Below are 21,306 nucleotides of genomic sequence, written 5' to 3'. Positions count from 1 at the left end.
GGAGGGAATGCCCTCCGGGCGTTCGTCGTTACGGGTAGCAGAAAGTTCAACAATCAACTAACCTCGAAGCACAAGGAGGTACCGACATGCCTGCAGTGACCGTCGAGAACCCGCTGACCCTGCCCCGTGTGGTCGCGCCGGCCGACGCCGTGGCCCGTCCCGTGCTGGCCGTGGCGACCGCGCCGAGCGGCTTCGAGGGTGAGGGCTTCCCGGTCCGCCGTGCGTTCGCCGGGATCAACTACCGCCACCTCGACCCGTTCATCATGATGGACCAGATGGGCGAGGTGGAGTACGCGCCGGGAGAGCCCAAGGGCACCCCCTGGCACCCCCACCGCGGCTTCGAGACCGTGACCTACATCATCGACGGGATTTTCGACCACCAGGACTCCAACGGTGGCGGCGGCACCATCACCAACGGTGACACCCAGTGGATGACTGCGGGCTCGGGCCTCCTGCACATCGAGGCGCCGCCGGAGGCCCTCGTCATGTCCGGCGGCCTCTTCCACGGCCTCCAGCTGTGGGTGAACCTCCCGGCCAAGGACAAGATGATGGCCCCGCGCTACCAGGACATCCGCGGTGGCACGGTGCAGCTGCTGAGCACCCCCGACGGCGGCGCGCTGCTGCGCGTCATCGCCGGTGAGCTCGACGGTCACCAGGGCCCGGGCATCACGCACACGCCGATCACCATGGTCCACGCGACCCTGGCGCCCGGCGCCGAGCTGACGCTCCCGTGGCGCGAGGACTTCAACGGTCTCGCGTACGTCCTCGCCGGACGTGGCTCGGTCGGCACGGACCGCCGCGCGGTCCACACCGGCCAGACCGCCGTCTTCGGCGCGGGCTCCTCGCTGACCGTCCGCGCGGACGAGCAGCAGGACTCCAACACCCCGGACCTCGAGGTCGTCCTCCTCGGCGGCCGGCCCATCCGTGAGCCCATGGCCCACTACGGCCCCTTCGTGATGAACACCCGCGAAGAACTCCAGCAGGCCTTCGACGACTTCCAGAAGGGCCGGCTCGGGACGATCCCGGCCGTGCACGGGATGTCCGAGGGCGGTCTGTAAGCCTCCGTCAGGTGAGTCACGGCAAAGCCCCGTCCGGCGAAACGGACGGGGCTTACCCGTGCGCGCGCGGGTGGGGCTCGCGCACGTTGTTCGGCATGCTCGCGCGGGGCTCCGCGGGTAGCTTGTCGGGCAGGCGTGTCGGCGCGGTCATCGCACCCCGGCTCTTCCGGGCCAGTCACAACTCACTTGCTAGGAGCGTCTGATGCTCACCTCGACGAACGTTCCGGGCGGCCCGAACTGGCTCGACCTGGGGACACCGGACATCGACGCGGCCGTCGCCTTCTACGAGGGCACGTTCGGCTGGCGGTTCCAGTCCGCGGGACCGGAGGCCGGGGGCTACGGCTTCCTGCAGAAGGACGGCAGGACCCTGGCCGCCGTCGGCCCGCTGACCGAGGAGGGGGCCTCGTCCGCCTGGACGGTCTACTTCCGCACCCTGGACGCCGACGCCACCGCGAAGGCGGTGGAACAGGCCGGCGGCTCGGTCCGCTTCCCGCCCACGGACGTCTTCACCGAGGGGCGGATGGCCGGCTTCACCGACCCGACGGGCGCCGAGTTCGCCGTGTGGGAAGCCCGCGACATGGACGGCCTGGAGGTCGTCAACGAGCCAGGCACCCTCAGCTGGATCGAGCTCTACACCACGGACGCCGCGGCGGCGAAGGACTTCTATCGCACGGTCCTGTCCTGGGACACGCGGGACATGCCCATGGGCCCGGACGTCGTCTACTCCATCGCCGGGCCCGCGGGCGGTGGCGAGACGACCATGCACGGCGGGATCATGCAGCTCCCGGAGGAGCACATGCGGCGCGGCTCATCCTCCGAATGGCACCCGTACTTCGAGGTCGAGGACTGCGACGCCGTGGTGGCCAGGGCTCAGGAGCTGGGCGCGACGGTCATCATCCCGGCCGTCGACGCCGAGGGCGTCGGCCGCCTTGCCATGTTCCTCGACCCGTTCGGAGCGCCCTTCGCCGTCCTCACGAGCGCCACGGCCTGACCGAGCCGCGTAACGCCGGTCGCTGACGCTGCGTCACCCGGGCGGGCCTCCCCGCAGGACGGCCCGCCCGGCGCGTGTTCGGGTGGAAACGTGCAGCTACTCCCCGAAGGTGCCCGGCGGCTGGCCGCCTGGTGTGCCGTGGTTCTGCTTGTCGCCGGTGTGGGATGGGTGGCGATCGTGCTGTGCGGAGAGCTCCGTACGGCGGTGGTGCCGGTGCTGCTCGCGCTGCTGGGGACCGCGCTGCTCGGGCCGCTGTACCGGCGGCTGGTGCGGATGCGGGTCAACCGATCGCTGGCCGCCGGGCTCACCTGTGTCGCGGTGGTCGTCGTGGCGGGCGGCGCCGTCTACATCGTCGTTGCCGCACTCATCGACACCGGGGACCAGATCGTCGACTCGCTCAAGCAGGCGGGGCAGTCCCTCGCCGAGCACTTCGGGGCGGCGGGGACCTCGCTGGACGATCTGGCCTCCAACGCCAAGGAGCTGCTGACCAAGTTCGGCGGCACGGCCGTGTCCAATGTCATCAGTGGTGTGAGCATCGTGGGCGAGTCCATCGCCATGGCCGTACTCGCCCTGCTGCTCGTCTTCTTCTTCCTGCGGGACTCGCACCGGGCGGCCGACACGCTCAGAGCGCTCGCGCCGCGTGGGAGCGCCGACACCGTCGAGGCGATGGCCCGCCGTGCGTTCGAGGCCGTCGAGGGGTTCATGCGCGGGACGACGGTCATCGCGCTGATCGACGCCCTCTGCATCACCGTCGGGCTGCTGATCCTGCGGGTCCCGGGCGCGGTGGGGCTCGGCGCGCTGGTCTTCGTGGGGGCGTTCATCCCCTATCTCGGCGCGTTCATCTCCGGCGCGGTGGCGGTGCTGGTCGCGCTGGCGGACCGCGGGTTCGTCATCGCGCTGTGGGCGCTCGGGGTCGTCCTCGCCGTGCAGGTTCTGGAGGGGCATGTGCTCCAGCCGATGATCCAGAGCCGGACCGTGCAGATGCACCCGGCGCTGGTGATGCTGGCGATCACGGCGGGCGCGTCCGTCGCCGGGATTCTGGGCATGCTGCTCGCCGTACCGCTGACGGCGGCGGCGTTCGGGGTCCTGTCCGAGCTGCGCGGCCGTTACGCCCCGGGCGCCGACGCCTCGTAGAACTCGAACCAGATGCTCTTGCCCTCACCCCGCGGGTCGACGCCCCACGCGTCCGCGAGGAGTTCCATGAACACCAGCCCGCGTCCGGAGGACGCCAGCTCCCCGGGGTGGCGCCGGTGCGGCAGGTCGTCGCTGGCGTCGGTGACCTCGACCCGCATCCGGCGTTTGCCCGGCTCGCCGGTCACCTCGGCGACGAGCAGCGCGTCGGCGTCGGTGTGCACGAGAACGTTGGTGACGATCTCGGAGACGAGCAGGACGGCGGAGTCGCACTGGTCCTCGGAGGCCCAGTCGTGGAGGAGTTCGCGCAGCTGCTGGCGGGCTCCGGCGATCCGCTCGGGCTCGGCCTGCGCCACGGTCAGCATCGTGCGGCGCACCCTCGGCCGTACGGCCCTGACCGTGGCGCCGCGGCCGCACCCCTCGCCCTGCCGGCACAGCAGCAGCACCGCTATGTCGTCCTCGCGCCGGTCGGCCAGCGGCCCGGTGGTGTGGTGCGAGGAGGGCCCGTGCACGGCCTGGACGAGCGCGTCGGCGAGGGACTCCATGTCGCCGTCGTGCGCTTCGAGGGTGCGGCGGATGCGGCGCCAGCCGGTGTCGAGGTCGTGGCCGCCGGTCTCGATGAGCCCGTCGGTGCAGATCAGCATGGTCTCGCCGGGTTCCAGGACGAGCCGGGTGGTCGGGTAGTCGGCGTCCGGGTCGATGCCGAGCGGCAGCCCGCCCGCGGTCGGCCGCATCAGCACCGTCCCGTCGGCCATGCGTATCGCGGGGTCCGGGTGCCCGGCGCGGGCGATGTCGAGCGTCCCGGTCGCCGGGTCGACCTCGACGTACAGGCAGGTCGCGAAGCGAAGGTCGCCGCTCTCCCCGTTGTCCGGGTTGTCCGCGCCGCCGCTCTCCCCGTCGTCCGCGTTCTCCGCGCCGCCGCTCGATCCGTACGTCACCGAGTCCGTGACGCCGTACAGGAAGCGCGAGGCCCGGGAGAGCACCGCGTCCGGGCGGTGGCCCTCGGAGGCGTATGCGCGCAGGGCGATGCGGAGCTGGCCCATCAGCCCCGCCGCACGGACGTCGTGGCCCTGGACGTCACCGATGACCAGGGCGAAGCGGCCGGTGGGGAGCGGGATCATGTCGTACCAGTCGCCGCCGACCTGGAGGCCGCCGCCGGTGGGGACATAGCGCGCGGCGACGCTCATGCCCGGTATCCGGGGGCCCAGCGTGGGCATCATCGAGCGCTGCAGGCCGTCGGTCAGCTCCCGCTCGGTCTCGGCGGCCCCGGCGCGCGAGAGGGCCTGCGCGAGCATGCGGGCGACGGTGGTGAGGACCGAGCGCTCGTCGGGTGTGAAGGTGACGGGGTACGTGAAGGCCGCCATCCACGCGCCCATCGTGCGGCCCGCGACGGTGAGTGGAAGGAACGCCCAGGACTGCCGCCCGAAGTGCTGGGCGAGCGGCCAGGAGACCGGATAGCGCTCCTTGTACTCCTCCGGGGAGGACAGATAGACCGCCCGGCCCGTACGGACGACCTCCGCGGCCGGATAGTCCGTGGACAGCGACATGTGCGAGAAGGGCCCTTCGTCCCCCGGCTGCTGCCCGTGGTGGCCGATGATCGTCAGCCGGTCGGCCTCCGCACCGAAGACGGCGAGTCCGTCCGGCGAGAACCCGGGCATCGACAGCCCCGCCGCGACCCGCAGCACCTCCGCCGTGGACCGTGCCTCGGCCAGGGCCCGCCCCGCGTCCAGCAGGAACGCCTCGCGTGAGCGGCGCCAGTCGCCGGTGACGGGGGTGCGCGCGGCGGCGCTCGGGGGCGGCTCGGTCACCTCCTGGAGGGTGCCGGTCAGCGTGAAGGTCCTGGTGGCGGGATCGAAGGTCGGCTTGAATCGGCTGCGCACGGTACGGATCACCCGTCCGGGTTCGTCCATGATCCGCACCCGGACCTCGCCGAGCGTGTCCTCGGCGGTGGCGAGCTGCACAACGCCGACGAGCTCGTTCCAGTCGACGGGGTGGAGGCGGGCGCGTACGCCCGCGGTGGTGAGGGTGGCCGGCTCGGCGGGCAGCCCGAGCATGCGTGCGGTCTCGGCGTCCACGGTGACGGTCCCCGCGGCGTCATCCCACCGCCACAGGCCGGTCGCAAGAGCCGTCAGGACGCCTCCTACGGCGGGCAGGGGCTCACCAGTGCGCATTGCCCCACTGTAAGAAGAGGTGATTGGTAGCTGCCACCGAGAGTATTGGCGATGGCGATCTTGGGGTGGCCGGTACCCTTGGGAGGTCCGGGCTTCGGCCCCGACGTTTCACGTGAAACAGACCCGGATGAGCAGATCCGGGTCTGTCTGCCCTCAATCCGCGAAGACTGGATGAACGACGATGCATCGGTACAGGTCCCACACCTGCGGCGAGCTCCGCGCCTCTGACGTCGACAGCGACGTCCGGCTGAGCGGCTGGCTGCACAATCGCCGAGACCTGGGCGGCATCCTCTTCATCGATCTGCGCGATCACTACGGCATCACGCAGCTCGTCGCCCGCCCCGGCACGCCCGCCTACGAGGCCCTCGACAAGGTCTCCAAGGAGTCGACGGTCCGCATCGACGGCAGGGTCGTCTCGCGTGGCGCGGAGAACGTGAACCCGGACCTGCCGACCGGCGAGATCGAGGTCGAGGTGAGCGAGGTGGAGCTGCTCGGCGCCGCCCAGCCGCTCCCCTTCACGATCAACGCCGAGGACGGGGTCAACGAGGAGCGGCGCCTGGAGTACCGCTTCCTCGACCTGCGCCGCGAGCGCATGCACCGCAACATCATGCTGCGTACGGCCGTGATCTCCGCGATCCGTCACAAGATGACGGCGCTGGGCTTCAACGAGATGGCGACCCCGATCCTCAGCGCCACCTCCCCCGAGGGCGCGCGCGACTTCGTGGTCCCCTCCCGCCTCAACCCGGGCAAGTTCTACGCGCTGCCGCAGGCGCCGCAGCAGTTCAAGCAGCTGCTGATGATCTCCGGCTTCGACCGCTACTTCCAGATCGCGCCCTGCTTCCGCGACGAGGACGCGCGCGCGGACCGCTCGCCGGGCGAGTTCTACCAGCTCGACGTGGAGATGTCCTTCGTCGAGCAGGAGGACGTCTTCCAGCCGATCGAGAAGCTCATGACGGAGCTGTTCGAGGAGTTCGGGCGTGGCCGCCACGTCACCTCCCCCTTCCCGCGCATCCCGTTCCGCGAGGCGATGCTGAAGTACGGCTCCGACAAGCCGGACCTGCGTGCCCAGCTCGAGCTCGTCGACATCACCGACATCTTCGAAGGCTCGGAGTTCAAGGCCTTCGCGGGCCAGCACGTACGTGCCCTGCCGGTGCCGGACGTGTCCGCGCAGCCCCGGAAGTTCTTCGACCAGCTGGGTGACTTCGCGGTCTCCCAGGGCGCGAAGGGCCTGGCCTGGGTCCGGGTCGCCGAGGACGGCTCGCTGACGGGCCCGATCGCGAAGTTCCTCACCGAGGAGAACGTCGCGGAGCTGACCAAGCGCCTGTCGCTGTCGGCCGGCCACGCGGTCTTCTTCGGCGCGGGCGAGTTCGACGAGGTATCGAAGATCATGGGCGCGGTGCGGGTCGAGGCCGCCAAGCGTGCCGGGCACTTCGAGGAGAACGTCTTCCGCTTCTGCTGGATCGTCGACTTCCCGATGTACGAGAAGGACGAGGAGACCGGCAAGATCGACTTCTCGCACAACCCCTTCTCGATGCCGCAGGGCGGGCTCGAGGCCCTGGAGACCCAGGACCCGCTGGACATCCTGGGATGGCAGTACGACATCGTCTGCAACGGCGTCGAGCTGTCCTCCGGCGCGATCCGGAACCACGAGCCCGAGATCATGCTCAAGGCCTTCGAGATCGCGGGCTACGACCGGGAGACCGTCGAGGAACAGTTCGCCGGCATGCTCCGCGCCTTCCGCTTCGGCGCCCCGCCGCACGGCGGCATTGCCCCGGGCGTCGACCGCATCGTCATGCTCCTCGCGGACGAGCCGAACATCCGCGAGACGATCGCGTTCCCGCTCAACGGCAACGCGCAGGACCTGATGATGGGCGCGCCCACGGAGCTGGACGAGGCCCGTCTGCGTGAGCTGCACATCTCCGTACGGAAGCCGCAGCCGAAGTAGCCCTTCGTAGGCGGGAGTGGCTCGGAACCGACACCGGTTCCGAGCCACTTTCGCGTCGTGCGCCAAAACCACAGTCCCTACCCATGCTGTTGACAGCTGGGCTCCCTACGGTCCGGCCCATGACTGAGACTCAAGGACCGGCACACAAACGGAATATGACCCGACGCAAGGTCGTCGTCGCAGGTGGGGCGGCCGTCGCGGTCGCGGGCGTGGGCGGCGGCATCGCCGTGAACGCGTTCGCGGGCGAGACGAGCACCGACACCTCGACGTCCTCGTCGAGCGCCGAGACGTGTTACACCCTCACCACCGAGACCACCGAGGGCCCCTACTACATCGACGCGGACAAGATCCGCCAGGACATCACCGAGGACCAGGAGGGCATCCCTCTGACCCTCAAGCTCAAGGTCATCGACGCGGAGAGCTGCAAGCCGCTCAAGAACGCGGCGGTCGACATCTGGCACTGCACGGCGCTCGGCGTGTACTCCGGCTACGAGGCGATGGGCAGCGGAGGTGCGGGTGGCGGCGGCGCGCCGTCCGGTGCCCCGACCGACGCCCCCTCGGGCACGCCGACCGGCACCCCGACGGGCGAGCCCCCGTCCGGCGCGCCCTCCGGCGGTACGGGTGGCGGCCACTCCGAGCCCACCGATGACGAGCGCTACCTGCGCGGCACCTGGAAGACCGACAAGCACGGCTATGTCACCTTCACAACCGTCTTCCCCGGCTGGTACCAGGGCCGCTGCGTCCACATCCATGTGAAGGTCCACGTGGACGGCGAGTGGACCTCCTCCGGTTACGAGGGCGGCCACACCTGCCACACCGGCCAGCTCTTCTTCACCGAGAAGTCGGTCCTGGCGTCGGCGGAGGTCTCCCCGTACTCCACGAACACCACCACCCGCACGACCCTCACCGAAGACACGATCTACCCCGAGAACGGCCACGAGGGCGGCCTCCTGTATCTCACGTACGACAAGAAGCACATCGCCAAGGGCGTCCACGCCCACCTGACGATGGGCGTCGTCCCGGACGAAACCCACGACAGCACGGACACCCGGCCGACCGCTTCGGCGTCGGCTTCGTCGAGCTGATCCTCGTTCGCCCATGAAGGGCCCGGAACGCCACTGGTTCCGGGCCCTTTTGCCACGCCTCGAGGCCGCCCCCCGGTGAGGGGTCAGGCCTGGTCCTGGTCGGTTTCCGGCTCCTCGGCGAACAAGGCCTCGGCAGTGGTGGCCGTCAGGGCGCGGTCGAACCAGAGGGCGAGGGTGTCGAGGTCGGTGCAGGAGGTGATGCGGTCGCGGGTGTCCTCGTTGACGGAGATTCCGTGCTTGTCCAGCACACGCAGAACCAGCGAGGCCCGATCTTCGGCCTTGCCTTGGGCCTTGCCTTCTGCCTTGCCTTCTGCCTTGCCTTCGAGGTAGGCCGTCTCCCGAACGGTGCCCCGGCCGGGGAAGTAGCTGACGAAGCTCAAGATTTCCCTCCACTTGTCTCCGGCGGGGGTGGCCCCCAGACCGATTTCCACAAACTCGTAGTAGTACTCGGCGGACTTCCCGTGCATTGACTGGAGGACGCGGGCCAGTGGATCCAGTGACGAGCAGCAGTACCGGGAGGCGGTATTTCGCCCAGAGGTACGACACGTAGTACGCCCAGCTCGACTCCTTGTCCGCGTCCCGACGGCCCTGCGCCTCGATGGCGAGCAGGAAACCGTCTCCGTCGGACGGGCCGATTCGCAGCACGCTGTCCACTCGGCGTTCGAGGGGGCGTAACTCCGTTGCGTCGGGAGAAGAAGCTCAAGACGACGGTGAACTGGATACCGAGCCTTGCGGCAGGGCTCCAGAGCTCTGCGAAGAACCTTCCGACGGAACTGGCGACCACGACCGGCTCCGGCGTCCTGACCCCGTAACCGAACCCCTCACGTCAGGCGTGCTGTGCGCGGGCGAGGCGGTCGACCTGCTTCCTGATGAGGTCCATCGGGAAGTGGCCGCTGTGGTCAACGTCCAGCATGGAGAAGAGCGCGGTGACCTGGCCGACCCGCACAAGGACCAGCTGCTCATTGCGCACGTGGTCGTTGACGGGGGTGGTTGTCCGGAAGGCGATCGACTCGTCCCCGACCCGGGCGATCTTCTCCGTCGCCACGTGGGCGCTGACCTTCCCCGTGTAGCCGACTCCGGTGTAGTCGGCGCACGTCTTGAGCGAGGTGCGGACTCGGGCGAAGGTGTCCTCCGCCTCCGTACCGTCGTACGAGGCGAGACCGAAGCCGCCCGCGTAGATGCTGTCCTTCCAGTTGATGATCCCGTCGACGACGGCCGACGCGGTGCCGGCACCGAGGGCGTCGAGCATCTTCTGGCAGGAGGAGTCCGAGACCGGAGGGAAGGTGTTGTCCATGGTGGAAGGATCACGCTCGTCCGCCGAGACACCACGATTTCCCGGCACCTCGTCACCCGTGATCGCGAGGGACTTCAACTCCCGGGCGGACAAGGCCTCCTGAGGAGAGGCGGAGGCGGAAGCGGAAGCGGAAGGAGAGGCGGCGGCACCGCTCGACTCCGCGGCCCCGCAGGCCGTCGCGGCGTACGCCAGCAGCACCGTGCCCACCAGCAGCCACCCGTGTCTCCGTGCGCGCACCCGTGCCCCCAGCCCCTCGCGTCTCGGTGGGCCAAGACTAGCGGGGCACCTCCCGGGCGCCCGGCCGGTCGGGGGTCCTTCCGCAAGAGCCGAGTTGCCGCCCCGTCCTGATCGGACATGGACAGGCCAAGGCGCGGTGCGGCGGGGTCAGGACACCCACTTGTAGCCGCTCCAGCCCGTCGCGATCCGCGTACCGCCGAAGGAACCGTGCCGGTGCCGTTGTCGCGCCGGACGGTGCCCGAGGTGTCGCAGGCTCAGGTGTCGTACGTGCCGTCCCACGGCTCACCGAAGCCGAGCCGGTCCGGATAGAGCTCGGCCCAGCCGCCGTCCTCGTCCTCGCCGCTCAGCAAGCCGAACAGCACGCCATCGACGGTGAGTTGGAAGGGACGGACCGCGATGTCCGTGTAACTGCGCCGCGGAAGGCTCCTCAGTAGCTTCGCCAGATGGGCCTGGGCCCGGGCGAGCACCGAGCCCTCGCCGTGCGGGGCGCGCTGCTGCTCGGCCCAGGTGCCCGCGCACCAGACCTCCGACTCGCGGTACCGGCCCTCGGCGTCGAAGGTGTGCAGCACCGTGTACAGGCGCTTGTGCTCTTCCCAGCCGTCGTCGGGACGGAACCCTTCGGGGAAGGCGTACGTGACCGACGCCAGGAACTGACCATCCGCGTAACGGCCGATGGCCTCGGTGCGGTGGTGCGGTTCATAGGCGATCGGAATGACCTCAGGGACTGCCATGGCGGAAACCATACGGGTGAACCGGGTCATGTCAGAAGTGGGGTCGGTTTGTGGCCGGGGGACGCGAAGGGGCCCCGCACCCTGCGGTGCCGGGCCCTTCCGGAACGCCGGATTTACTCCGGTGCGCCGCCGAAGCGCTCCTTGTACGACTCCAGGTCCTCGTCCGTGATCTTCGCGAAGAGGACCGGCGGGACGGTGAACGGGGTGCCCGCCGGGACAGCGGACAGGGCGCGGGCCCCGTCCGGCGTGACCCAGCTGGCCGTGTCGTCCTGCAGGGCGAACGCCGAGCGCATGGCCTTCGCCGACGCCGGGATGAAGGGCTCCGAGACCACCGAGTAGAGGTGGATCAGGTTCATCGCCGTGCGCAGGGTCAGGGCCGCGCCCTCGGGGTTGGTCTTGATCTCCAGCCAGGGGGCCTTCTCCTCCAGGTAGGAGTTGCCGGCCGACCACAGGGCACGCAGCGCGGCGGCCGCCTTGCGGAACTGGAGGGCTTCCATCTGGGTCTCGTACTCGGCCAGCAGGCTCGCGATCTCCGTGCCCAGCTTCGTCTCGGCCTCGCCGGCCTCCGCGCCCGCCGGAACCTCCTCGCCGAAGCGCTTCTTGGAGAAGGAGAGGACGCGGTTGACGAAGTTGCCGAGGGTGTCGGCGAGGTCCTTGTTGACCGTCGCCGTGAAGTGCTCCCATGTGAAGGACGAGTCGTCCGACTCGGGGGCGTTGGCGATCAGGAAGTAGCGCCAGTAGTCGGCGGGCAGGATGTCCAGGGCGTGGTCGGTGAAGACGCCTCGCTTCTGGGACGTGGAGAACTTTCCGCCGTAGTACGTCAGCCAGTTGAACGCCTTGACGTAGTCGACCTTCTTCCACGGCTCACGGACGCCCAGCTCAGTGGCGGGGAACATCACCGTGTGGAACGGGACGTTGTCCTTGGCCATGAACTCCGTGTAGCGGACCGGGTTCTCGCCCGCGTCGGCCTCGTACCACCACGACTTCCAGTCGCGGTTCTCCGGGTCCTGGTCGGACCACTCCTTCGTCGCGCCGATGTACTCGATCGGGGCGTCGAACCAGACGTAGAAGACCTTGCCCTCGGCCGCCAGCTCCGGCCAGGTGTCGGCCGGGACGGGGACGCCCCAGTCCAGGTCACGGGTGATCGCACGGTCGTGCAGGCCCTCGTTCAGCCACTTGCGGGCGATCGAGGAGGCCAACTGCGGCCACTCCTCCTCGTGCCGGGCCACCCATTCCTCGACCTCGTGCTGCAGCTTCGACTGGAGGAGGAAGAGGTGCTTGGTCTCGCGGACCTCCAGGTCCGTCGAGCCGGAGATCGCCGAACGCGGGTTGATCAGGTCGGTCGGGTCCAGGACACGCGTGCAGTTCTCGCACTGGTCGCCGCGCGCCTTGTCGTAGCCGCAGTGCGGGCAGGTGCCCTCGACGTAGCGGTCCGGGAGGAAACGGCCGTCCGCCGGTGAGTACACCTGGCGGATCGCGCGCTCCTCGATGAAGCCGTTCTCGTTCAGGCGGCGCGCGAAGTGCTGGGTGATGTCGCGGTTCTGCGGGCTGGAGCTGCGGCCGAAGTAGTCGAAGGCCAGTTCGAAGCCGTCGTACACCGCCTTCTGCGCGTCGTGCGCCTGCGCGCAGAACTCGTCGACCGGCAGGCCCTGCTCCTTCGCCGCCAGCTCGGCCGGGGTGCCGTGTTCGTCCGTCGCGCAGATGTACAGGACGTCGTGGCCGCGCTGGCGAAGGTAGCGGGAGTACACGTCCGCCGGGAGCATGGACCCCACCATGTTGCCCAGGTGCTTGATCCCGTTGATGTACGGAAGGGCGCTGGTGATGAGGTGTCGAGCCATCGCGGGCTGCTCCCAAGTCGCTACGCGGGGCGACGATCGTCGGTTGTGTGGTCGGCGGGTCGTCGTCAGTGAACCTTGAAATCGTAGCCGACATGGGTGGGCCGCCCGCCTCCCGTTTTAAGGGGTGGGAAGCGGGCGGCCAGGTGTCGCAGATACGAGGGTCACGGGGCGTTACGAGGCGTTACGGACGCCAGTTCGCCAGTACGCCCTCGTAGAGTTCCGCGTCCGTCAGCTCGCGCGGGGTCGGGCCGGCGTGGAAGAAGGCCGTGTTGTCGGTCTTCAGTTTGCGGAGGTAGTCGAAGGCCTTGTTGTCGTGCTCGCCGAACGCGACGAACGAGAAGAAGACGGTGGGGTGGTCCTTCGCCGCGTCCGTGAGGGACTGGGTGGCGGGGGTCTTGGCGTCGGGGGCGCCGTCCGTCTGGAAGATCACCAGGGCCGGGTCCGTGGTGCCGGACTTCTGGTGGTGGGTGAGCACTTCTTCCACTGCGGCGTGATAGCTCGTACGGCCCATGCGGCCGAGGGCCGCGTGCAGCTCGTCGATCTTGTTCTCGTGCTCGGGGAGGGTGAGCTCGCCGGTGCCGTCCAGCTCTGTGGAGAAGAAGACCACGTGGACGGTGGAGTCCGGGTCGAGGTGGACGGCGAGGGCGAGGGCCTGCTCGCCGAGGGCCTGGGCGGAGCCGTCCTTGTAGTACGGGCGCATGGACGCGGAGCGGTCGAGGACGAGGTAGAGCTTGGCGCGGGTGCCGGTGAGGTCCCTCTTCTTGAGGGCCGTTCCCGCTTCCTTGTACGCCGTGACCAGGGCCGGGGCGTGGGTCCTCACGTGGGTGAGGGGGACGGCAGGGTTGCCCTTGGCCGGGCCGGCGTCCGCCTCGGCTTCGCCTTCGGACGTGTCGTTCCCGCCCGCACCACCCGTGCCGCTCTCGGTGTCGGGTGCGGGTGGCCCCTGTGGGGCCTGATCGCCGTCGGCGGCCGCCGGTTCGTCCGCCTGCGCTACGAGCATGGCGGGCTCTTCGACGACGACCGGCTCCGGCTCGGGCTCGGGCTGGGGGTCGGGCTCGGTCTCGGCGACAACGTCGACGACGGGTTCCGGCTCGACCTCGGCAACCGGCTCCGGCTCGACCACGGGCTGAGGCTGGACCTCGGCAACCGGCTCGGGGTCGGCGGCCGGCTCCGGCTCGACCACGGGCTGAGGCTGGACCTCGGCAACCGGCTCGGGCTCGGCGGCCGGCTCCGGCTCGACCACCGGCTCAGGCTGGATCTCGGCAACCGGCTCGGGCTCGACCTCCGCCTCGGGGGTCACGTCCGCCTCGGGAGTCGCCTCCGCCTCAGGAGTCACCTCCGCCTCGGGGGTCGCCTCCGCCACCGGCGCGTCCTCCGCCGAAGGCGTCGGCTTCGGAACGGTCACATTGTCGAACGCCGCCGAGACCAGCTCGTCCACCACGGACGGCTTGGACGCATTGGACGGCTTGGACGGCGTGGCCTCCAGTCGCGGCTCGGTCGAAGGTGCCGGAATCCTCGGCGCGGCCTCCCGCGCAGGAGCCGGCTCGGCGTCCTGCACGGGAACCCGTTCGGTGGCCGGGGCCGGAACCGTCGGGGTCGGAACCGTCGGAGTCGAAGCCTCTCGCGAGGTCTCTCCGTCGGCGTCACGACCCTTGCGTGAGCGGCCGAACGCGTTCCGCAAGACGGTGAGAATGCCCATGTGCGCAACCCTTCGCGTGAGTTGATGCCGTCAATCCCTGGCCAGGACGGACACGTAAGGTTAGCGGCCGCAGATAGTGATCTTGGGCAGGGTCGACTTCCAGCCACCCGTTCGTATCCTGTCCGTGTTTCTCAGTGCGGCGAAGCGATCGCTCGTGCCGCCGCGACCTCCTGCCGCACGGGTTCGAGGACGCTGCCCGACGGGCCGGTGAGATCCGTACGGACGGCGACGAGCACGTCCGTCCGGCGCAGTCCCTCGGACAGCTCCCGCAGCTGGAGCGCGATGTGGGCGACCTCGGCGGCGGACGGCTCGGCCGCGCCCTGCTTGATGCGTACCCGCGCGGCGGTGGTCGCGTCGACGATCCGTTCGACGGCGACGACGAGTGGCCACCAGGCGGCGGCGCGGCGCCCGGTGGGCGGCGGTTCGGTCAGCGCGCGCTGGAACTCCGTACGGATGGAGGACAGATCGCGGTACAGGCGCCGTCGGCTGCGGGCGCGGGCGGCGGGGTCGGGGGTGCCCCCGAAGGCCAGCTCCACATAACCGGCGGTGTCCGCGACGGCGTCGGCGAGCCGGTCGCCGACCCGGGTGTGCCAGCTCTCCGGCCACAGGAGGTACCCGGCGACGAGCGCGATCGCGCACCCCATGAGGGAGTCGACCAGACGGGGCACGAGGAGCCCGGTGCCCTGGTGGTTGAGGACGTCGGAGAGCAGGAGGATCACCGGCGTGATGGCGGCGGTCTGATAGCCGTAACCGCGCGGGGTGAACGCCGGGATGAGCGGGGCGAGGACGAGCAGCACCGGCACGTCCCACCAGCCGATCGGTACGACGGCGAGGACCCCGGCCGCGACGACCAGCCCGACCACGGTGCCGAGCGCGCGCAGCAGCGCCCGGGAGAAGACGGACCCGAAGTCGGGCTTCATCACGAAGGTGACGGTGAGCGCGACCCAGTAGGAGCGCGGCACCGGGATGAGGGAGACCAGGGCCTGCGCGACGCCGATGCACAGGGCCAGGCGCAGTCCGTAGCGCCAGGAGGCGCCGGACAGCACGACATTGCGGGCGGCGCGGGCGGCGCGGACGCGGAGGGCGGCGGGGCGACCGAGGCGGTCGTCCAGGGTGGGGGCGGCGGGGGCCTGATCCGTCACGACGTCGGCGGCGTGCCGCACGGCGTGGTCGATGGCGCGCGCGGTCTCGGTGGTGGGGACGGGCAGGCGGAGCCCTATGGGCCCGGTGTAGCCGCTCTCCACGGCGTCGGCGAGGTGGCGTACGGCCGTGGAGACCTCGGCGGGCAGCGGCTCACCGTGCTGGTGGGCGGCCGGCGCCGCCTCGATGACCGGCGTCATGGCGTTCAACTGGGCGAGCAGCCGGACGAGGTCGGGGCTGCGGCCGTGGTGGAAGGCGCGCCGGGCGAGGACGAGGTCGTAGGACTGGTTGAGGGACTGGGTGACGGCGAAGCGCAGGTCGTCGTACGCGGGAGTGCCGCTCGCGGCGAGCAGGTCCGCGACCGTCCGGTAGGTGCCCGCGACGGCGGCGCGTTCCGGCACCCCCGACCGCAACGGCCAGGCGAGCAGGGCCAGTACGAGGACGAGAAGGCCGCCGCCGGACATCAGCAGGGGCGCCAGCCACCACGCGCCCGGTAGGGGGAGGCCGGCGCCGATCGCGCAGTTGAGGAGCAGCAGCAGTCCGGACACGGAGGCCACGGCGCCGATCGTCGAGATCATCCCGGAGACCAGCGCGACCCCGGTGACGGCGGCGACGGCGACCCAGCCGTGCCCGAACGCGAGCGCGCCGATGGTGACACCGATCGCGCCGAAGAGCTGGGGTACGGCGATGTTGAGGATCCGCATGCGGTAGGCGTCGGCGGTGTCGCCGATGACTCCGGACAGGGCACCCATGGAGGCGAGGGCGCCGTAGGCCGGCTGTCCGGCGGCGAGACCGATGGTGAGCGGGAGCGCCATGGCGACGGCGGCGCGGGCGACGGCGGCCCAGTTGACGGACGCCTGCTGCGGTTGGAGGTTCCTGACCAGCCAGTCGGGCGGGGTGAGGCCGATGGGGAACTCGCGGGACATCCCCCAAGTATGGGGGGTGCGCGGGGCGGTGCCCCGGCTCATTCGTGCTGGCGGAGAGCGAGATCGACGACCAGGGCGCGGTGGTCGCTGCCGGTGATCCGGACGAAGGACGCCTCGTTCGCCGAGAAGCCCCGGGAGACGAGGACGTGGTCGATCTGCGCGCCGAGCGTCGGAGCGGTCCTGGCCGGCCAGCTCGGGGTGCGGGGGTGTCCGGCGAGGCGGGCGCTGTCGCGCAGACCGGTGTCGAGGATGCGGCGGAAGGCGGCGTGGTCCTGGGAGGCGTTGAAGTCCCCGGCGAGGATGGTGGGGCCCTTGTCCGCCGCCGCGTAGTCGCGCAGTTCGCCGAGCTCGCGCCGCCAGACGCCGAGCTGGCCGGGGAGCGGGGGCATGGGGTGCGCGAGCTGCAGCCGTACGGTGTGCCCGTGTACGTCGGCGACGGCGCCGGGCATGCCCATGGTGCCGCGCACGCCGTCGGCCCCCGTGAGCGGAAACCGGCTCATGATGACGGACCCGTCGGACCCGGCGCCCTCGACGGCCTCCCGGTACGGATAGACACCGTCGCTCCCGCCGAAGGCGTCCTCCAGCGCCCGCGAACACCCGTACTCGCACTCTTCCACGAACAGGATGTCGGGCTTGCGCTCGCGCACGGCGGTGAGGAGCGAACCGGTCCCCCGCCCGAACTCCACGTTGGACGTCATCACCCGCAGCTCGGCGAGCGGAGCCCCGCCCGGCTCACTGGTCTTCCCGTACGGCTCGATGAACCACGCCACGCACCCCAGCAGAACCACGCCCCACACCATCCCGATCCGCCAGCGCGCGAGCAGCGCGAGCAGCAGCCCGAGACCGGTGGGGGCGAGCAGCCACGGCAGGAACGCCAGCAACTGCGGTACGGGCGTGATCCCGTCGCTGTCGGCCATCCGGCAGCCGACGACCGCACTCACCGCGGCCAGCAGCAGCCCGGCCGCCCAGCCCCCGAACCTCCGCCCGACCCGCCGCTCCACACCGGCCGGCCCCCGCGCCCCCGCCCATTCAGCCGCCGCAGTCTCCAAGTCCCGGCCTTCCGCTCGTCCGCGTGGGATGCCCGAATCCTCCCTCAAAGACGGGGCGCGCGGGTGCGGGGTTGCCGGTTCGGCGGCTTACGGCGTCGTGGCCGGCCGGCCGGCCGTCGCCAGGGCCCACATGACGAAGACGGCGATGACGATGGCGATGAGTGACCAGATGGGGGCATAGGGAATGAACATGAAGTACTCGATCATGTAGAGGGCGGTGAGGCCGATGCCCACCCCGCGGGCCCAGCCGGCGCCCTTGAGGACGCCCCAGCCGGTGATCGCGACGAGCACGCCGATGACGAGGTGGATCCAGCCCCAGGTGGTGAGGTTGAACTCGTAGACATATGTGCCGATGCGGGCGTAGACGTCGTCCGCGGCGATGCCCGCGATGCCGTTGAGCACGCCCAGGATGCCGCTGACCATCATCAGGACGCCGGCGAAGACCGTGCCGCCGGTGGCCCAGCCGGAGTCTTGTGCCGGGCCTGCGCTGGGCTTGGGGCTGAAGGGCGCGGCGTTCTGGGCCATGGGATCTCCTCGGGAGTCGGGGTCTCCTTCGAGGTTCGCCCCGGGGGGCGGCCGCCCGCATTCCGCGTGGGCCGAACGGGGGACCGGTTCCCAGGTGGATATGGGTCAGTGGGCGACGAAGCGGGCCAGGAAGTCCGCCAGCACGTCGTTGAACTCCTCCGCGCGCTCCAGATTGGGCATGTGCGCCGCCGAGCCGATCACGTGGAGCGTGGAGTCGGGGAGCGCCGCGTGCATCGCCTCCGCGTCCGAGACGGGGGTGTACTCGTCGTCGGCGCCCACGACGACCAGGGCCGGAACGGTGACCCGGGTCAGCAGGTCGCGGTAGTCGGGGCGTTCGGCACGGCCGCGCAGGGCTGCCGCCGCGCCCTCCGGGGGCGTCGAGACCATCATGCGCCGCACATGCTCCGCGACCCCCGCGTCCGCGTAGGGCGCGACCATCTTGTGCAGCACCTCGTCGGCGTACCCGCGCATCCCCTCCCGCAGCAGCCGGTCCGCCATGTCGTTGCGGGCCTTCTTGCCGTCGGGCGTCTCCGCGGCCGGGAACGTGTCGGCCAGCACCAGCCCACGGATCCGCTCGGGGAACTGCCGGTAGCACTCCATGGCGATCTGGCCGCCCATGGAGAGCCCGGCCAGCAAGAACGTGCCGATATCCAGCTCGTCCAGCAGCGCCGCGATGTCCTCGGCGAAGGCGGAGAGCGGGGTGATACCGGGGATGACGGGGGAGGCGCCATAGCCGCGCAGATCGGGGACGACCACCCGGCGCGAAGGTGTGAAGGCCGCGATCTGGGGGTCCCACATCGTGTGGTCGAAGGGATGGCCGTGGATCAGGACAAGGGGCAGCGCCGTCGAACCGACGCCCCCTTTGTCCTCGTACGCGAGGAAGGGTGCCATGGTCACGACCTTAGGCACGCCCAACTCCTCGGTGCAATAAGATCTTTGCCCTCGGTGCAATGTGAAGGGGAACCGCGTGGAGGACTACCGGCGCATCGCCGACCGGATCGCCGACGACATCGCCGCCGGCCGCCTCACCCCCGGCCAACGGCTTCCCCCGCAGCGGGCGTTCGCCCGACGGCGCGGGATCGCCGGGTCGACGGCCGGGCGGGTGTACGGCGAACTCGTACGGCGCGGACTGGTCGTCGGCGAGGTCGGCCGCGGCACCTTCGTCCGGGCGTCCCCCGCCCCCTCGGGCCACGCGCTCACCGAGCCGGGCACCACCGCACCCGTCAACCTGGAGCTCAACTACCCCTCCGCACCGGGCCAGTCGGAGCTGCTCGCCCCCGGCCTCGCCCCGCTCCTGCGCCCCGACCTCCTCACCGAGTCCCTGCGCACGGCGTCCGCCACCGGCACGCCGGCCGCCCGGGAGGCCGTCGCCGCGCTCCTGGCCACCCCGGGCTGGCACCCCGCCCCGCCCCGGCTGGCCTTCGCGGGAAACGCCCGCCAGGCCATCGCGGCGACCCTCGCCTCCCTCGTACGGCCCGGCGGCCGCGTCGGCGTCGAATCCCTCACCTACCCCCTGGTCAAGGAGATGGCGGGCCGCCTGGGCATCACCCTGGTCCCCCTCCCCATGGACGCGCAGGGTCTTAGCCCGGACACGCTCACAGCGGCCCACCGCTCGACCCCGCTGTCCGCCGTCTACGTCCAGCCGACCCTGCACAACCCGACATCGCTGACGATGGGCGAGGTCCGCCGACGCCAACTGGCCGCCACCGCACGCGAGCTGGGTCTCCCCCTCATCGAGGACCGCATCTGGTCCTTCCTCCATGAGGACCTCGACCCCCTCGCCGCATACGCCCCCGAGCGCACGTATGTCATCGACGGCCTCTCCAAGCGCGTGGCACCCGGGCTGACGGTCGGCTTCCTGGTCGCACCTCAGGAACGGGTCGAACACGTGGCGGCGGCCCTGCGCTCGGGCGGGTGGACGGCGGGGCGGTTCGCCCTGGAGGCGGCGGTGCGGTGGATCGCCGACGGCACGGTGGACCACCTGGTCCGCGCCAAGCGGGCGGACGCGGCACGACGGCAGCGACTCGTCTGCGAGCACCTCGCCGGCTTCTCGGTACGGGCCGACCCGCGGGCGTATTACGCCTGGTGGGAGCTGCCGCATCCGTGGCGCGCCGACACGTTCACGGCGGCGGCCGCGAGGCGGGGCATCGCGATCACGCCGGGCTCCGCCTTCCTGACCGGGGGCACGCAAGCCGCCCACGACTGCGTCAGGCTCGGACTTGCGTCGACGGCTCCGCCGGATCTTGCGCGGGCACTTCGGACGCTCGCCGGTATCGCCCGTACGCGCCCGTGAGCACGGCGGTCAGGGCCACGGTCACGCCCAGGGCCAGGAGCAGCCAGGACACCAGGCGGAGGGTCTCGGTGAGGGCGTCGTACACCGCGCCCGCGGCCGTACGGGACACATCGGGCGGCAGGTCGGCGAGGGTGAGCCGGCGCCCGACGGCGATCGCGACGCCGAGGAGCGCGGCGCCCAGCGCGGTGCCGAGCCCCGTCGCCAGGAGCGCCCTGCGGCGGCAGACCGCGACGAGGACCCCGCCCGACGCGAAGACGACCGCCGCGATCGGCAGCCAGAAACCGGCGACTTCGACCACGTGGAACCCCTTTCGGAGCCGGCTCAGATCCTCGGCCTCGAGCACCGTGACCTCGGTGTGCTCGACGGGGATCCGGTTCGCCAACGGCATGTGATTATGGGTGAGTTGACGCTTCACCCGCTCGGTGACGGGCGCGAGGTCGACGGTCACCGGTCCCTCGCGGTCGTCGCGCAGCGCCCGCATCACGGCGTCGTGCGCGGCCAGGTTCGCCGCCTGCCACGCCGTGCGGTACGCCTCGGTCTCGGTGAAAGAGCGCACCGCGTCCCGCACGTAGTGGTTCACGGGACCCTGCAGCCGGGGCCGTACGTGGACCTCGCGCAGGATGCCGTCCGTGACACCGGCCGCGATCGCGTCCCGCACATCGGCGTCGGCGGCGAGCGGCGCCATCGTGGCCTCGTACCGCCGGGCGTCACCGAGTCCATACGTCGCCCAGGTCGACAGCGCGCCGAACGGCGCGAGCAGGCAGGCGAGGACGATCAGCACCGCCGACAGAGCGCTCCGGACACGTGGGGACACTCCCCCAGGCAAGGCCTCCCGCTCACCCCGCGCGAGCGTTTTGACTGCAAATGGGCGCATACGACAAGCCGAACGGGACCTCGAACCGCCCGCACGGGGACGCCGCCGCCCCTCTTCGCCGCTCCGCGGCGGTCTCTGTGCCGCTCCGCGGCCCGTTTCACGCCGCTCCGCGGCGCTTTCCCGGCGCTCCGCGCTGGATGTTTCCCACCCACACCGCCCGTCTCGGTCGGTTGGGAAGTGGGCCATCAAGCCCTACCCCTACCCCTAACCCCTCCCCATCCGCACCCGCCCACGCACGGGAGGGGCCGTGTCGGTACATCGAATGCCCGCATCCGGACGGATCCAAGGAAGACAGCACCCTCCAGCCCACAGCCGATCC

At 70.8% G+C, this 21,306-nt stretch carries 17 protein-coding genes; 6 read left to right on the top strand and 11 right to left on the bottom strand.

Annotation, left to right across the window (positions count from 1 at the left end):
- The first annotated feature begins 86 nt into the window (after positions 1-86).
- The 3 genes from AB0D27_RS12610 to AB0D27_RS12600 all read left to right on the top strand — a co-directional run bounded on the left by AB0D27_RS12610 (position 87) and on the right by AB0D27_RS12600 (position 3,183).
- Positions 87-1,058, top strand: a complete 972-nt coding sequence (locus AB0D27_RS12610) for a pirin family protein (protein WP_362506179.1) — start codon at positions 87-89, stop codon at positions 1,056-1,058.
- A 202-nt stretch (positions 1,059-1,260) separates the two neighbouring features.
- A complete protein-coding gene (locus tag AB0D27_RS12605; protein ID WP_362506176.1) occupies positions 1,261-2,049 on the top strand; it encodes a VOC family protein in 789 nt (262 codons plus the stop codon).
- A 90-nt stretch (positions 2,050-2,139) separates the two neighbouring features.
- The gene (locus tag AB0D27_RS12600; protein WP_362506173.1) at positions 2,140-3,183 is read left to right on the top strand and encodes an AI-2E family transporter; all 1,044 of its coding nucleotides are present in this window, start codon (positions 2,140-2,142) and stop codon (positions 3,181-3,183) included.
- Here the strand turns inward: AB0D27_RS12600 and AB0D27_RS12595 are convergent.
- A complete protein-coding gene (locus AB0D27_RS12595) occupies positions 3,156-5,351 on the bottom strand; it encodes a SpoIIE family protein phosphatase (RefSeq protein WP_362506170.1) in 2,196 nt (731 codons plus the stop codon). The genes AB0D27_RS12600 and AB0D27_RS12595 overlap by 28 nt on opposite strands.
- Positions 5,352-5,532: 181 nt before the next feature.
- Between AB0D27_RS12595 and aspS the strand changes: the two genes are divergently transcribed.
- Complete coding sequence (aspS, locus tag AB0D27_RS12590; RefSeq protein WP_362506167.1) at positions 5,533-7,296, top strand: aspartate--tRNA ligase; 1,764 nt, start codon at positions 5,533-5,535, stop codon at positions 7,294-7,296.
- Between the two features lie 155 nt (positions 7,297-7,451).
- Positions 7,452-8,381 carry an intradiol ring-cleavage dioxygenase gene (locus AB0D27_RS12585; protein ID WP_362506164.1) on the top strand — a complete coding sequence of 310 codons (930 nt, stop codon included), beginning with the start codon at positions 7,452-7,454 and terminating at the stop codon, positions 8,379-8,381.
- 83 nt (positions 8,382-8,464) lie between these two features.
- On the opposite strand, the gene AB0D27_RS12580 is transcribed toward AB0D27_RS12585, so the two are convergent.
- The 9 genes from AB0D27_RS12580 to AB0D27_RS12540 all read right to left on the bottom strand — a co-directional run bounded on the left by AB0D27_RS12580 (position 8,465) and on the right by AB0D27_RS12540 (position 18,711).
- Entirely contained in the window at positions 8,465-8,848 is a 384-nt protein-coding gene (locus AB0D27_RS12580; protein ID WP_362506161.1) for a hypothetical protein, read from the bottom strand.
- A 359-nt stretch (positions 8,849-9,207) separates the two neighbouring features.
- A complete protein-coding gene (locus AB0D27_RS12575) occupies positions 9,208-9,912 on the bottom strand; it encodes a hypothetical protein (protein WP_362506158.1) in 705 nt (234 codons plus the stop codon).
- A gap of 254 nt (positions 9,913-10,166) precedes the next feature.
- Positions 10,167-10,643: a hypothetical protein gene (locus AB0D27_RS12570; RefSeq protein WP_362506155.1), complete on the bottom strand. Its 477-nt coding sequence runs from the start codon at positions 10,641-10,643 to the stop codon at positions 10,167-10,169.
- A gap of 113 nt (positions 10,644-10,756) precedes the next feature.
- Positions 10,757-12,481, bottom strand: a complete 1,725-nt coding sequence (gene metG / locus AB0D27_RS12565) for a methionine--tRNA ligase (protein ID WP_362506152.1) — start codon at positions 12,479-12,481, stop codon at positions 10,757-10,759.
- Positions 12,482-12,662: 181 nt separating this feature from the next.
- On the bottom strand, positions 12,663-14,180 hold the full coding sequence (locus AB0D27_RS12560; RefSeq protein WP_362506149.1) for a VWA domain-containing protein: 1,518 nt from the start codon (positions 14,178-14,180) through the stop codon (positions 12,663-12,665).
- A gap of 131 nt (positions 14,181-14,311) precedes the next feature.
- Entirely contained in the window at positions 14,312-16,246 is a 1,935-nt protein-coding gene (locus AB0D27_RS12555; protein ID WP_362506146.1) for an FUSC family protein, read from the bottom strand.
- Between the two features lie 38 nt (positions 16,247-16,284).
- Positions 16,285-17,247 carry an endonuclease/exonuclease/phosphatase family protein gene (locus AB0D27_RS12550; RefSeq protein WP_362506422.1) on the bottom strand — a complete coding sequence of 321 codons (963 nt, stop codon included), beginning with the start codon at positions 17,245-17,247 and terminating at the stop codon, positions 16,285-16,287.
- A 135-nt stretch (positions 17,248-17,382) separates the two neighbouring features.
- Complete coding sequence (locus AB0D27_RS12545; RefSeq protein ID WP_362506143.1) at positions 17,383-17,820, bottom strand: hypothetical protein; 438 nt, start codon at positions 17,818-17,820, stop codon at positions 17,383-17,385.
- A gap of 105 nt (positions 17,821-17,925) precedes the next feature.
- Positions 17,926-18,711: an alpha/beta hydrolase gene (locus AB0D27_RS12540; protein WP_362506419.1), complete on the bottom strand. Its 786-nt coding sequence runs from the start codon at positions 18,709-18,711 to the stop codon at positions 17,926-17,928.
- Between the two features lie 76 nt (positions 18,712-18,787).
- On the opposite strand from AB0D27_RS12540, the gene AB0D27_RS12535 reads away from it, so the two are divergent.
- The gene (locus AB0D27_RS12535) at positions 18,788-20,113 is read left to right on the top strand and encodes a PLP-dependent aminotransferase family protein (protein ID WP_362506140.1); all 1,326 of its coding nucleotides are present in this window, start codon (positions 18,788-18,790) and stop codon (positions 20,111-20,113) included.
- On the opposite strand, the gene AB0D27_RS12530 is transcribed toward AB0D27_RS12535, so the two are convergent.
- Positions 20,028-20,927 carry a hypothetical protein gene (locus tag AB0D27_RS12530; protein ID WP_362506137.1) on the bottom strand — a complete coding sequence of 300 codons (900 nt, stop codon included), beginning with the start codon at positions 20,925-20,927 and terminating at the stop codon, positions 20,028-20,030. The genes AB0D27_RS12535 and AB0D27_RS12530 overlap by 86 nt on opposite strands.
- Between the last annotated feature and the right edge of the window lie 379 nt (positions 20,928-21,306).

It is taken from the genome of Streptomyces sp. NPDC048415 (assembly GCF_040651675.1).
Lineage (GTDB): Bacteria > Actinomycetota > Actinomycetes > Streptomycetales > Streptomycetaceae > Streptomyces.
The sequence above is the reverse complement of the archived record's forward strand: the minus strand, read 5'-3'. Positions and strand labels throughout refer to the sequence as shown.

What these genes read in the sequence shown, in the direction of transcription:
- AB0D27_RS12580 (WP_362506161.1), bottom strand. Translation starts at nt 8,848, where the DNA reads ATGCACGGGAAGTCCGCCGAGTACTACTACGAGTTTGTGGAAATCGGT.
- AB0D27_RS12585 (WP_362506164.1), top strand. Translation starts at nt 7,452, where the DNA reads ATGACCCGACGCAAGGTCGTCGTCGCAGGTGGGGCGGCCGTCGCGGTC.
- AB0D27_RS12610 (WP_362506179.1), top strand. Translation starts at nt 87, where the DNA reads ATGCCTGCAGTGACCGTCGAGAACCCGCTGACCCTGCCCCGTGTGGTC.
- AB0D27_RS12595 (WP_362506170.1), bottom strand. Translation starts at nt 5,351, where the DNA reads ATGCGCACTGGTGAGCCCCTGCCCGCCGTAGGAGGCGTCCTGACGGCT.
- AB0D27_RS12545 (WP_362506143.1), bottom strand. Translation starts at nt 17,820, where the DNA reads ATGGCCCAGAACGCCGCGCCCTTCAGCCCCAAGCCCAGCGCAGGCCCG.
- AB0D27_RS12560 (WP_362506149.1), bottom strand. Translation starts at nt 14,180, where the DNA reads ATGGGCATTCTCACCGTCTTGCGGAACGCGTTCGGCCGCTCACGCAAG.
- aspS (WP_362506167.1), top strand. Translation starts at nt 5,533, where the DNA reads ATGCATCGGTACAGGTCCCACACCTGCGGCGAGCTCCGCGCCTCTGAC.
- metG (WP_362506152.1), bottom strand. Translation starts at nt 12,481, where the DNA reads ATGGCTCGACACCTCATCACCAGCGCCCTTCCGTACATCAACGGGATC.
- AB0D27_RS12605 (WP_362506176.1), top strand. Translation starts at nt 1,261, where the DNA reads ATGCTCACCTCGACGAACGTTCCGGGCGGCCCGAACTGGCTCGACCTG.
- AB0D27_RS12570 (WP_362506155.1), bottom strand. Translation starts at nt 10,643, where the DNA reads ATGGCAGTCCCTGAGGTCATTCCGATCGCCTATGAACCGCACCACCGC.
- AB0D27_RS12555 (WP_362506146.1), bottom strand. Translation starts at nt 16,246, where the DNA reads ATGTCCCGCGAGTTCCCCATCGGCCTCACCCCGCCCGACTGGCTGGTC.
- AB0D27_RS12540 (WP_362506419.1), bottom strand. Translation starts at nt 18,711, where the DNA reads ATGGCACCCTTCCTCGCGTACGAGGACAAAGGGGGCGTCGGTTCGACG.